Here is an 11,676-nt window from a genome sequence, read left to right on the forward strand (position 1 = left end):
GGTTATCGAAAAGTTACTTTGCCGGCGTTGCCGCCGGCCAACGTTCCTACATGCCGAGCGCCTTACGCACGTCGGCAAGCTGGTCGACACCGTCGATGACGCGGATCATGTTGAGCACGTCGATCTCGCAGATCACCGCACCGTCGATCTCGGCCTTGTAGTACGACAGTTCGGCCGTGTACTTCAGCTCCGACGTCGAACCCGGCTTCCAGCTGCCGGGATCGTATTCGGACAGCATGCCGCGCATGATGAGCGCGACCGATTTCACCTTGCCACGCGTGTCGCGGAACGCACCGCGAAACGTCGCGTTGAATGCGTTGTTGTCGGCCAGGCCGAAGAATTTCAGCACGTCACGCTCGACGCTGCCCATGGTGAACGCCGCCTGCAGCCCCTCCATGCCTTGGTCGACCTTGACCGGCGCGTCCATGCCGCCCGCGCGATAGTCCTCCGTCTTGATCTTCAGCTTCGGCGGACTGACTTCGGGCGAGCGGCCGGCAAAGCCGCGCCCATCGACGTACAGCGCCATGTTGTTGAGAGTTTCCGGGACCATACGTCACCTCTTACGATTGCGTGTCGAGAACTTCCGTCAGCCACTCGTTGGTGACCTCGAAGCGGAAGATCGGGTTTTCTGCGGGCGGGACGTCCGTGAAGCGGATGTTCCAGTACACCTTGCCCTGTTCAAGCTGCGACGCCGAATTGAGCTTCGGATCCGGGTACACCTCGAAGTTGATCACCGCACCCTGCGTGCGCAGGTCGCGCATGAACATCCGCAGCCCTTCGGTCACATCCTTCACGTACGTCCCCGTGATCCCGCGATCGACCGCCCACTTATGGCCGGCCTGCACGGCGTCCATCACGATGTCGAGCGTGCGCACACGGGTCACGAACGACCACTTCGGATCGGCCGACAGCGTGCGGTTGCCCCACAGGCGGAACCCACCGTCGCGGATGATCGTCGTGATGAATGAGTTGTTCAGCAGGTTCGCGCGGCACGTCTCGTCGCCGTCGAGGAATTCGATCGGTCGCTTCGTACCGCTGATACCGACGATCTCCTTGTTCGACGGCGACGCCCAGAAGCCGATCGCCGCGTCGGTCTGGCAGAACAGACCGGCAGCGTACGCAGATGCCGGCGCATCGACGTCCGCGTTCTTCGCCGTGTCCCAATACCGCACGCCGGGATCGACGAGATACAGCCGCTTGCTGCCGAAGTTCTTCGCGTACTGGATCGCGTCCTCGTCGGTCTTGTTCGGCCCGTCGAGGATGGCGATTGCGCGCAGCTTCGCGGCCAGCTCGTCGGCCGCCGTCGCGACCGGCTGCTTGGCCGTATGCCCCGGCGCGAGCAGCAGCCGCGGCTTCAGGTCGAACAGCGATTTACCGTCGAGCAGTGCCTGCATGCCGGTGCGAACACCGCCTGCCGACACACCACCGATGATCGCGGATGTCAGCTCGGCGTCGGTCTGATCGGCCGGGACGCCGACCGCCACCATGACCGTCTTGCTCTGCTTGTAGACGCCCTGAATCGCGCGCGTGATCGAGCTCGTCTCGCCGAACGCTGCGGCGGCGTCGTATTCGCTGGTAATACGCACGGGCACGTGCGGTGCGACGAGGTCCGGGCCCGGCGTGTAGGTATCGGCGATGCCGACGACCGACGTCGACGGCACGGCGATCGTACGCGGGCCGACGTCGACGAGCACGGTCGTCACGCCGTGATAGAAAGAAGTAGCAGCCATTCAGGTCTCCGAGAAAGCTACAAATAAAAAGGCCGCTCGAATCGAGCGGCCTTGCATAGGTTTGAATCGAAAGTCTCGTTACGCCGTCGCCTTGGGCTGGGCCGTCGCGAACGGCGGTGGTGACGGCAGGTCTGTATACGGCCAGCCCGGAAGATCGCTGGCCTCCCGCAGCGACTGTCGATAACGCAGCAGCGCCGCAAACTGATCCGCAGTGAGGGTCGTTCCGTCGCCAAGCAGTTGCTCGTCTTGATGCCGAGAGACGAGCCAGTCTGTCGCGTGCAGCGCCGCGTCGCGCTCCATGCGCTTGGCAAATGCAGCTTCCGCCCGCGTTGGCGGAAGTGGATCAAGGGCGGCGACCTTTCCGGTCTTGTCAATGACAAGGCGCTTACCGGTGGATTGCGCGGCGATGAGATCGAGCCATAGCTCGAAGTCGATTTCGACAGCACTTACTTCGTCCGGAACCGGACTGTCGACGCTATCGTAGAACGCGGTGACGTTGCCTTGCGCGTCAAATGCTGCGAATTTTTTACCCGTAATCATTTAGTTTCCGATCGCAATCCAGAACTGATTTTTCGAAGTATTCACCGACGATCCACCGCCGAAGTAACAGTTGATAGTTAATCCCGTTTTCGTCAATCCGCTCGGAATATTCGAATAGGAATTAGCCACGTCGTTCGATACGGATATTGCAGAGAAGCAGTTGTTCGGAAAGGCGATCGGGAAAGTAACGGATGCCGTTCCACTAGAATTTGTGACGATGTTGCCCCACTGGATGATCAGACCGCTCGGCAGCCTCTGATAGCCGCTGGAAGATTGACTAGCACTGAATCCGTTTGTAAATGCCAGCGGAGTCGACCCACCAACCGAATACCAATTGGCGCCGTTACTCTCGATGACGAAGGTGTCACCAAGTGCCATGGGTACCGTCGCAAGCGACGTGTTGGCGTTCATATAGATCACGTCGGTGCCCTGACGCGAAATGCTCACCGGCGAGACGCCAATCCCGCTGACAAATTCCAGCCGCACGCCCGCCGGCACGGAGGACGCGCGCGGCAATGTGACGGCGTAGTTTCCAGAGCCCCCGAGATAGATCGTGCTGCCGGCGTGCTCTTCGGTCAGCACCGTCGCGCCGACCAACGTCGTGAATGCGCTCGCCTGCATGCCGACGGATTTGACGAATGCACTGTTGACGGCCCGCGTGCTGTTGTCGAATCGTGCCAGCGCGGGAACCTTTGGCGTCCCTGCGAACACTGGTGAATCGAGCGGCGCTTTCGCGGCAAGCGCATTCGCGATCGTCGTCGCGAAATTCGGATCGTTGCCGAGAGCCTTCGCCAGCTCACTCAGCGTATCGAGTGTCTCCGGGGACTGCGCCACCAGCGCGGCTACCTTCTCCGCCAAATCAGCATGCGTCGCATACTGCGGATGCGGATCGGCTGCCGCGACATGCGCATCAAAGTTGCTTTGACCAGATTCAACCGCCTTTTTCAGGTAGCGGGTGCGGTTCGCAAGTTGTTTCGCCTGCAGGTTGTCGATTCCCTCAGGTCCACCGACGACGGGATCCGATGTTTCGAGTTGATAGACCCCGTCTTCCCACCGCTCAATCTCAACCAGATTGGTCATGTTGTAATACTCCCTCTTGTGTATTGCCCGTCCCGCCGCGCAACGCCGTTGTGTCGGATCGGCACGGCCGCATAGTCGAGCGCGGCAAGTTGGCTGCGTGCGGGCGCGTAACGCTCAATTGCGCGCCACAGCTTGTCGCCTTGATCGCGTGTGATCGGCACCTCAAGCTTCACGATGTACTCGGCCCACGCGCTTGGCTTCCCGTGCAGTTGCTCGCCATTACGAACAATCGAGCCGTCGCGCCGTCGACCGCTGCGCCCCTCGATGATCGTTACCTCGCCGAAACCGAGCCGCCGGATCACCTCCCGGACCGCCCACGGCGTGCCCTTCTTCCGGTGCAGCGCCATCGATCCCTTCACCAGCGCTCGCCGCGCGTCTTCCGATTCCGCCAGTTCCCAACCATCGACGGCGAGCGCCCATGCGAGCCACGGCAACCATGCTGTCGGACAACGATCCGCGTCCCACAACGTGCGCAAGATCTCGGGATCGACGCTCGGGCGCAGCACGCGAGCGAGTGCGGCCTCCAGCGGCGTCTGGTTGGACGGCAGCAGTGGTTCACACGTCATCTGCCTTGACCTCCAGATTGATGCTCGTACAGTGCGCAAACTCGCGCGCACCACACAAGACGTCGGCGGCCGGCGAGCGCAATTCGATACGCGTGACACCGCTGTCCGGGGCATGCAGCGCCCCTTCAATCGCGGATCGCGGCATGCCGGCACGAAGGCGTCGTGACTTCGCTATCACGCCGTCGAGCACCTTACGCCGTGCGTCAAGCACAATGCTCGGATCCGGCCCGCTGCCGACATAGATCAGCCCATCGATCGCATACTCGATCTTGATCGCCGGCTCGACCAGAACCGTGTCATTGAGCGGGCGAACCGTCTCCGGAGTAACCTTCGCGCGGACAAGATCGAGCAACGCCCCATCCGGTACACCGTCACCGCGTGCGGACATGATCGTGAGTCGCACTGTGCCCGCCACCGGCCGGTCGACAGTGACATCGAGGACATCGGCCGACGCATCCATCGCAAATGCCCGGTATGCCGCGAACGGCCCGGCGACCGTCGCGCGCTCCATCGACATCTGCGTGCGCAACTTCAGCCGGTCATCCGATTCCATGCGCCGCTCGACTGGCGGACTCGCCTCCGGATCGCCGGGCTCGACGACTGCGCGCTCCGTATCCAGCAGCACGGCTAGATGCTCCAAATCAGCGCCCGTCGAGAAAGCGAGCATGCCCGCGCGGGCTGCGTCGTTGAGACGCGCTGCTGCGCGGATCTCGTCATACGCTGCCAGCTCAATCAGCTTGACGACTGGATCCGACTTCAGCGCCGCCGTCCAATCGGGATAGATCGATTTGAAGTACTCCAGCTTCATCTGGAACGCCGCCTCGAAGTCGAGCACCTCGACAAGATCAGGCGGGTCCAGCGAAGCGAGATCGATAATCGTCATGTTGGCACCTCGATTTCGACGGCCGTGCCGTCGTACTCGCCACGAATCGCGAACGTTGGTTTGCCGTCGATGACCAACAGCACCTTGACCTGAGCCAGCTTGATGCGCGGCTCCCATCGGCCGATCGCGCGTGCGGCCTCGGCCTGTGCCGCCGAGATCCATCCGCGCGTGACCGGAAGGTCGACCATCAACGGAAGATCCGAACCGTATTCAGGCAGTTCTCGCCGCGTGCCCTTGCGCGTGCTGAGGATGTCGCCGAGACTCTGCTTCAGGTGCGCGACGCCACTGATCGGCGCACCGGTCCATCGGTCCATGCCGACGAGCGCACTGGACCGGCTCATCCGCGCTCCTCGAGCCGCTTGAAGTCCGGGTGCGCGTCGAGGTATTCGATCTGTGCGGCAGTCTTTGCGGTCGCTTCACCGGAAAAGACGTGCAACACATCGCCGTTCGGGAACACGATCACGCGGCTACGGAACCGCGTATCGAGGAACGTCGCAACGGACGGAGCGGCCGAAGTAGTTGCCTGCGGAGTATCTTTTGCCATGATCAATCCCTCAAAAACAAAACCCCGCCGAAGCGGGGCAAAGCAACTTTGCGAATGCGCGCGTTACAGCGGCGGCGACACGGGTGCACCGTCACCCTGTTCCATGTGCGAGTGCCCGAGGAACGATTTACCGCCGATTTCGACGTCGTCCGTGTAACGCGCCCCGCCATCCACCTGGACGGCTGGGCCGCCGTTACCGCCGCCCTTGCCCTGCATCCCGCCGTTGAACGTCAACAGCTTCTCCGTCGTCGTGTTGCCCGTGAACGTCGAGTCAGGAATGTCGCCGAGCAATTTCTCCGTGCGCAACGTCACGCCGTCCGCGCGTAGCTCCAACTCCGTTGCGCCGATGCGGAACACGATCCGCCCGCCTGCCGGCACGTCGACGCGGTATTCGTGCTTCTCGTGGTCATAGACCTCCGACCCACCGTCCGGGTAATCCCATGCGGTTTCGGCCGGATTAGACCGTGCCGACCCGCCGTGCTGATCCGAGTAGTAGCCCGGAGCCGCGTATGCGCCAGCCAGATCGCCGGACGGCGCAAACATCGACGCCTGCTCGCCAACTGAAGGGGGCCGCCAGAATCGAACAACGCCCGCTGCCGCCGTCTTCCACGGCATCCAGTCGCTGACCCAATCGCCGATTCGCACACGGCACTGTGGCGGCTGATACGAGACATTCTCGACAGTCCCGTGCTGCACCATGCAGGCCATGCGGCGATCGATCTCGCCCAGCTCGTAATCGCTCATGATTCGCCGCCTCCCGCACCGGGATCCCAGTACTGCCCTTCACTATCGGGGCCAGTGTCGGGGTCGACGCCCCATAAGATCGAGCACCCGTCCGGAATCGGCTCCAGCTCGATCCCGAGTCCGAATTCGTGCGTCCACTCGACGAGCCAAACGCAGTAGGTATCGAGCTGCGGCCGGAACGGATCCTCCGCAACCTGTACGACCTTACCCGGCGTGATCGGCAGCTCCCACGTGTTCCCGTGCACGACCATTGCGACACGCGCCGCGACCTCGCGCACGGCCAGCTCCGCATCGTCGTCGATTGGATCGAACACAACGCGGGCCTGCATGCGTGCGATCAGCGCCACGTCGCCGGTCCCATCGTCGTGACCGGGTTCGAACTCGTTCAGTTCGATCGCGATCAAAGGCGTGTCGATCTTCTGGCCGAGCCGCGGATATGCCTCGATTCGCTTCATCGCGGGCAGCTTCGCGCGCATGCCACGCTCAATTGCCTCATGTAGCGCTTTCAGATTCTCAAGCACGGCGCATCACCTTCTGCAGTTCGTAATTCACTTCCTGACGGAGAATCACCATCAGCCGCGCCTCGCAGGCTTTCGCGGCCCGCCGAAACGCCGGGTCGCCCGATTGCTGCCACGCCACCGTCACCATCCGGTACGGCATCCGTTCCTTGCCGACGCGCTCGTAAATCGGCCCGTCCGGCTTGCGATTCGTCTGTCGCCACGCGCCCTCGAACGACTGGCGGCCGACTCGCATCCCCTTGCGCGTCTTCGTCGCATTGCCAAGGCGATGCGCCTCGATCGGATTCAGGCCGAGCCACACCTTGCCGGTATCAGCCGAGCGAAGAAAGAAGTAGAGGCGGCGACGGATCGCCTTCTGCGGGATCTTCGTCGCGGCCCCGACCTCCTTCGCCGTCTGGCTCTTGATCCACCCCGCCGTCTTACGCAACGTCCGTCGCCACGCTGCCTGCATCGCGGACGGCGACAACCCTTGCAGCACCGCCGTCGCCTCTTTGATGTCGATTTCGATCTTCAGGTCGTCCATATCGCCTACTGGAGAATGAGGACTGTCCAGCCGGTGCCGTCCGGCTTCGCTTCGAGCACGCGGTAACGCTCCCCGCTCGCGATCAGGATGCTGCCTTGCCGGACGCCAACAGCATCGCGATCACGCACATGGAACACTGGCGCAACCAGTTGCGTACGCTGGCTCCCGAGATCCGGGCCGAGCCAAGGCGACGCGAACATACCCTCGACGGGCCGGCCGTCGATCGTGATATCCGCATCGCCCAGGTCGCGCAGCACCGCAGCGTCGACGTCCGAGACCAGATCCCGGAACGCCATGTCAAGCCTTCAGCTTGATCAGCGCTTTCGGGCGCGTGCACAGGTGGATGGGGTTCGACTGCGCCTCGACCTCGACGCCCTTGCCGAAGGGCATCAGTTCCTGCTTCGCGTAGTACGGAATCCCCGTCGTGTTCACCGCCTCGACGTAGTCGGCCGGCGCGAAACGCGTGATGAACAGATCGGACACGCCCTCCGGCACCGCATGCGCTTCGTCGTCCGCGACATATCCGACATCGCCGACGCGACCGCGATAACGCTCGAACGTGCAGCCACCGAAGTCGAACGCGTCGCGCGCATCGCCACGCAGCTGCGCGGCCATCACGGACGCGAGATACGTTTCCTTCACCGACTTCGCGGCGATCAGCTTGTTCCAGAACTCGCGCCCGCAGAGCACGCGCACACCCGTGTACGTCATCGCGCCGAGCGCATCTTCAATCGCGTCCTGCACCTCGACGCACTTCTGGCGAATCTCGGTGGTCGCCGTCGACAGCTCGAACGCAATGACCGTCTGCTCGATACCGAAGTACTTCAGCAGATCGATCAGCACCGTCTTGCCGTCCGCGTCGAGCACCGCGCCCTTGATTGCGCCGATGCGGTGGAATTCGTGCGTCGCATCGAGCTGCCGACGCATCTTCGCGAGTCGGCGATTCACGACGGTCTGGAGTGCCTCCAGCTCCGTTTCCGAACCGAACGCACGCAGGTTCGCGATTTCGTCGGCCATGATCACCGCACGCTGCGGCAGATGCACCGTGTTGAACGGGATCATGCTGCGCTTGCTGCCCGCGACAACAGCGGCCGGTGCACCGCGCTGGCCAGACGCGACGAGCGACAGCGTGTCACCGTCGCGCTCGATCTGGATCGTCGTCGTGGTGATGCCGTCCTCTTCGAACAGTCCGAGCGTGCCGATCCGGCCCGGAACATACGGCTGCTCGTTGATCGCAGCACTCAGGGACGACAGCGAAAACGCGTCGTCTTGAAACAGGGCGATATCCGCCATACAACCTCCGACATGAAAATGGATACAAAAAGGGCCACGCGGTCGGCGTGGCCTTGAATGGGGTGTAATGCGATCAGCGGACGATCACGTGTCGCTCGGCGAGATCCCCGCGACCGGCTGCATCGAGCCCCGTGAGCAATCCGCCCGCGACTTCGGCGAGCCGGACGATCCCCGTCGCCGGTCGCGGCGCTTCCGACGCAAGCAGCGGCGCGTAGAGCACGGCTGCTGCGACTTCGGAACCATCGTTCGCGGCGTTGTCGTACGGCGCGTATTCGCCGGTACTGGTCACGCCGAGCACCTGCCCGGCCGGCAGCGCCGGACCTGCCTTCACCACGATCTGCTCGCGCGAGATCTGCCCATTACCCTCCGACACGAGAAATTCAGCCGGGAGATTTCCCTGTACCTTCCAGTTCGACATATGTTTCCCCTCCTCGGGTTACGTCAAAGTTACTTGCCGCTCTTGCGAGCCGCGTAGATGGACGCCGCACGCGGCGCATTCGCGACCACGGGCGCGTCTTGCGACGCAACCGGGGCAGCTCGATGGTTGATCGGCTTCTGCGAGGCCGTCATGCGCTCGAACAGCCGCGCGCGTACCTGATCGGGCGACAGGCCATCCGAGACAAAGCCGGCCGTCAGCTCGGTCAGGCTCGCGGCCAGACAGATACCGGCGATGTCCTGCGCGTTGCGGATCGCGGCGTCGACGCTCGCGCGATCCCGCAGGCCGGTCGCCAGCACGATGCCTTCGGCGCAGTGCTCGATGCGCGCGTCACGGCATGCCGCGTACACATGTGACGCCAGCGCCGCAACGTCCGGCGCTGCCGGCGGCTGCGGCTGCGGCTGCGGCTGCGACTGCGGCTGCGGCTGCGGCTGCGGCGCAGGATCGGCCGGTGGATTGACCGGCGGCACCTCGCCGTCACTCTCCAGCGCGGCCATGATTTCGGCGGGCACCGACGTGAAGCGTGCCGCGTGCCGGGCTGCGCCCGCGTATGCGGCAATGCGGACCGGATCGACAATCGTGTCGCAAAACCCTTGCTCCTTCGCTTGCGCGGCCGTGAGCCAGGTCTCAGCATCCATGATCGTGCGGACCTCCTCCGCCGTCCGGCCGCTGCGCTCGACGTATGCCGCCAACATACTGTCGGACGTACTGTCCAGCAGATCCGCAAGCCTGCGCAGATCCCCGGCCTCGCCGGCCGCGAACGTATGCGGGTTGTGAATCATCAGCCGCGCATTCGAAGGCATCTCGATCGTGTCGCATGCCATCAGGATCAGCGACGCTGCCGACGCAGCCACACCATCGACGCGCCCCGTCACCTTGCCGGCGTACCGCCGCACAGCGTTGTAGATCGCGAACGCGTCGAACACGTCGCCACCCAGCGAGTTGATCGCGACGACGATCGATGTCGCGGTCGACGCCACCTCATCGAGCTTCGCGGCGAACATCTCGGCGTCGGTGCCCCAGAATCCTATTTCGCCATAGATCCGGATCTCTACCTCGCTGCCGCCCGTCGCATTCGCCTGCGCACGGATGTCCCACCACCGCTTCTTCTCTTTCATTCGTCATCCCCATTAGAAAGACCACCCGCTCCGTCGACCGGATCGAGCGTGTCATATCGAATCCCGAGCCGGCGCTCGCGCGCGAGATCGGCCGCGTTCTCTTGATCGACCTGCTCCGGATCGTCGCCACGCGAGAGCACTGCGCCTGTCCGGCTCGCGAGACCGGACCGGATCTCCATCCGCTTCGCCGTGACGTCCTGCACCGGATGGATATACGGCCACCCTTGCGGCACCCACCGCACCCGCAGATAGTCTCGACGGCGTCGGTAGTAGTCCGCCATCGGCATCGCGCCCGACAATGCGCAGGCGTCGACCCACCAGCGCCATACCTTCCGGCAAAACTGATGAATGAACACGTTCCACTGGATCTGCTCGATCGACCGCCGGAACTCGTTCAAGATCACCCGCAGCACACGATCACTGACGTCGCGCAGATCGCCGGTCATGACCTCGTACGGCATGCCGACCGAAGCCGCTGCGGCCATCAGTTGCTGACGCATGAACGGGCCGTAGTCGGTTCCCGCGCCCGGCGGCTCGGCGAACTTGACGTCTTCGCCCGGCGCCAGCTCCTGCATGCTTCCCGGTTCGAGCGAAACGACCGGCGAAAAGCCGTCGACGTCGTATTGCATTTCGCCGCCGGTCACCGGATCGCCCATGAGGCCCGGCTCGGCGGGCGGCTTCGTGACAAAGCCGGCAAAGAGGTTGCTGACCTCCTGCCGGAACAGCACCGCGTCGTCGAAGTTGTCCAGCGACTTGAGCCGAAGCAGCACGGTCGACAGTTCGGGAACGCCGCGCACCTGGCCGGGCCGCAGCGCGAGGAACACATGCGCGATCTCGTCGGCCGGCACGCGAACGGTCTGCATGTTGGCCGTCGAAGCACGCCCATACTCGCCGGGATGACGCTGCAGCAGGTGATACGCAACGCGTCGACCGTCCGAATTGAACTCGACGCCGTTGACGATCTCGCCCCCGCCGGGGACGATCTCGTTCTTCTCCATCGGCAGCAGATCGCCTTCGAGAAGCCGGATTTGCATCGGGACCGCCAAGCCCTCGCTCGGGCTGCGAAACTGGCGACGTACCAGCACCTCGCCGTCACTGAAAAACGCCCGAGCGGCAAGGGTCTGCACGCCCGCCATGTCGAACAGATCGTCCGCGTCGATCTCCTCGCAGCTATCCTCCCAAAGTTGCTTTTGCATCTTGCGCACCGCGTCGTTCGGATGCTGCGGGTGCGCTTGGATGCCGTTGCCGATCGTGTTCGATACGAGTCGGGCGATCGCAGTTTTCGCCCACGGATCGTTGCGGATCGCGTCGCGAGCGCGCGAGCGCAGCAGCGGCAGGTTTTGCGCCGCCGCCGCATTCGGTCCCGCGCTCGACGCACGCCACGACTTCGCTCGCGCGCCCGTCGTGCTCGCCGACTCGTATGCCGCCGCCTTCAGCCGCGTCGGCACCACGAAGCCGCGCCGCGCGAGTGACGGAAAGCCCGCCTTCATCGCACCCCCTTGCCGGCGTGGCGAATCCGGACGATCGACGAACGCCCGGCCGCGCCGTTCAGGTCGCGAATGATCTCGGTGCGAGCCTCGCGCAGTTCGCCGATCGAGCGATATTTCACGCGCCGGTCGGCATACTGGACTTCCAGCTCTCCCTTCGCGATTGCAGACTGGATGTTCTGCAGATCCTGTTTCGTGTATGCCATGCCATTCC

17 protein-coding genes are annotated in these 11,676 nt (G+C 63.6%); all 17 read right to left on the reverse strand.

The annotated features are described in order from the left end of the window. Nucleotides 1-46: 46 nt before the first annotated feature. The 17 genes from GJG85_RS09870 to GJG85_RS09950 all read right to left on the reverse strand — a co-directional run bounded on the left by GJG85_RS09870 (nucleotide 47) and on the right by GJG85_RS09950 (nucleotide 11,668). A complete protein-coding gene (locus tag GJG85_RS09870; RefSeq protein ID WP_069617823.1) occupies nucleotides 47-550 on the reverse strand; it encodes a phage major tail tube protein in 504 nt (167 codons plus the stop codon). A 10-nt stretch (nucleotides 551-560) separates the two neighbouring features. Then, nucleotides 561-1,730, reverse strand: a complete 1,170-nt coding sequence (locus tag GJG85_RS09875) for a phage tail sheath family protein (protein ID WP_089488524.1) — start codon at nucleotides 1,728-1,730, stop codon at nucleotides 561-563. A gap of 78 nt (nucleotides 1,731-1,808) precedes the next feature. Then, the gene (locus GJG85_RS09880; protein WP_089488525.1) at nucleotides 1,809-2,270 is read right to left on the reverse strand and encodes a phage tail assembly chaperone; all 462 of its coding nucleotides are present in this window, start codon (nucleotides 2,268-2,270) and stop codon (nucleotides 1,809-1,811) included. Beyond that, nucleotides 2,271-3,350, reverse strand: coding sequence for a hypothetical protein (locus tag GJG85_RS34975; protein WP_239468902.1), 1,080 nt, complete (start codon nucleotides 3,348-3,350; stop codon nucleotides 2,271-2,273). Next, nucleotides 3,347-3,916: a phage tail protein I gene (locus GJG85_RS09890; RefSeq protein WP_089488526.1), complete on the reverse strand. Its 570-nt coding sequence runs from the start codon at nucleotides 3,914-3,916 to the stop codon at nucleotides 3,347-3,349. The genes GJG85_RS34975 and GJG85_RS09890 overlap by 4 nt, the downstream gene beginning before the upstream one ends. Then, nucleotides 3,906-4,799: a baseplate J/gp47 family protein gene (locus GJG85_RS09895; RefSeq protein WP_089488527.1), complete on the reverse strand. Its 894-nt coding sequence runs from the start codon at nucleotides 4,797-4,799 to the stop codon at nucleotides 3,906-3,908. Before GJG85_RS09895 ends, GJG85_RS09890 begins: the two co-directional genes overlap by 11 nt. Continuing rightward, nucleotides 4,796-5,140 (reverse strand): GPW/gp25 family protein, encoded by a 345-nt coding sequence (locus GJG85_RS09900; protein WP_089488528.1) that lies wholly within the window; start codon nucleotides 5,138-5,140, stop codon nucleotides 4,796-4,798. The genes GJG85_RS09895 and GJG85_RS09900 overlap by 4 nt, the downstream gene beginning before the upstream one ends. Next, nucleotides 5,137-5,343, reverse strand: coding sequence for a hypothetical protein (locus GJG85_RS09905; RefSeq protein ID WP_089488529.1), 207 nt, complete (start codon nucleotides 5,341-5,343; stop codon nucleotides 5,137-5,139). The genes GJG85_RS09900 and GJG85_RS09905 overlap by 4 nt, the downstream gene beginning before the upstream one ends. A 63-nt stretch (nucleotides 5,344-5,406) precedes the next feature. Then, nucleotides 5,407-6,087: a phage baseplate assembly protein V gene (locus GJG85_RS09910; RefSeq protein ID WP_089488530.1), complete on the reverse strand. Its 681-nt coding sequence runs from the start codon at nucleotides 6,085-6,087 to the stop codon at nucleotides 5,407-5,409. Further along, nucleotides 6,084-6,608 carry a hypothetical protein gene (locus GJG85_RS09915; protein ID WP_089488531.1) on the reverse strand — a complete coding sequence of 175 codons (525 nt, stop codon included), beginning with the start codon at nucleotides 6,606-6,608 and terminating at the stop codon, nucleotides 6,084-6,086. Before GJG85_RS09915 ends, GJG85_RS09910 begins: the two co-directional genes overlap by 4 nt. Beyond that, a complete protein-coding gene (locus tag GJG85_RS09920) occupies nucleotides 6,601-7,128 on the reverse strand; it encodes a phage tail protein (RefSeq protein WP_089468123.1) in 528 nt (175 codons plus the stop codon). The genes GJG85_RS09915 and GJG85_RS09920 overlap by 8 nt, the downstream gene beginning before the upstream one ends. A 5-nt stretch (nucleotides 7,129-7,133) precedes the next feature. Continuing rightward, complete coding sequence (locus GJG85_RS09925) at nucleotides 7,134-7,424, reverse strand: hypothetical protein (RefSeq protein ID WP_089488532.1); 291 nt, start codon at nucleotides 7,422-7,424, stop codon at nucleotides 7,134-7,136. 1 nt (nucleotide 7,425) lies between these two features. After that, a complete protein-coding gene (locus tag GJG85_RS09930) occupies nucleotides 7,426-8,421 on the reverse strand; it encodes a major capsid protein (RefSeq protein ID WP_059585215.1) in 996 nt (331 codons plus the stop codon). A 73-nt stretch (nucleotides 8,422-8,494) separates the two neighbouring features. Next, the gene (locus GJG85_RS09935) at nucleotides 8,495-8,839 is read right to left on the reverse strand and encodes a head decoration protein (protein ID WP_089488533.1); all 345 of its coding nucleotides are present in this window, start codon (nucleotides 8,837-8,839) and stop codon (nucleotides 8,495-8,497) included. 29 nt (nucleotides 8,840-8,868) lie between these two features. Then, entirely contained in the window at nucleotides 8,869-9,975 is a 1,107-nt protein-coding gene (locus GJG85_RS09940) for a head maturation protease, ClpP-related (RefSeq protein WP_204383284.1), read from the reverse strand. Beyond that, complete coding sequence (locus tag GJG85_RS09945; RefSeq protein ID WP_089488535.1) at nucleotides 9,972-11,465, reverse strand: phage portal protein; 1,494 nt, start codon at nucleotides 11,463-11,465, stop codon at nucleotides 9,972-9,974. Before GJG85_RS09945 ends, GJG85_RS09940 begins: the two co-directional genes overlap by 4 nt. Beyond that, a complete protein-coding gene (locus tag GJG85_RS09950) occupies nucleotides 11,462-11,668 on the reverse strand; it encodes a hypothetical protein (protein WP_006497114.1) in 207 nt (68 codons plus the stop codon). Before GJG85_RS09950 ends, GJG85_RS09945 begins: the two co-directional genes overlap by 4 nt. Nucleotides 11,669-11,676 lie beyond the last annotated feature (8 nt).

The sequence above is a fragment of the Burkholderia sp. MS389 genome (assembly GCF_016899425.1).
GTDB classification, from domain to species: domain Bacteria; phylum Pseudomonadota; class Gammaproteobacteria; order Burkholderiales; family Burkholderiaceae; genus Burkholderia; species Burkholderia sola.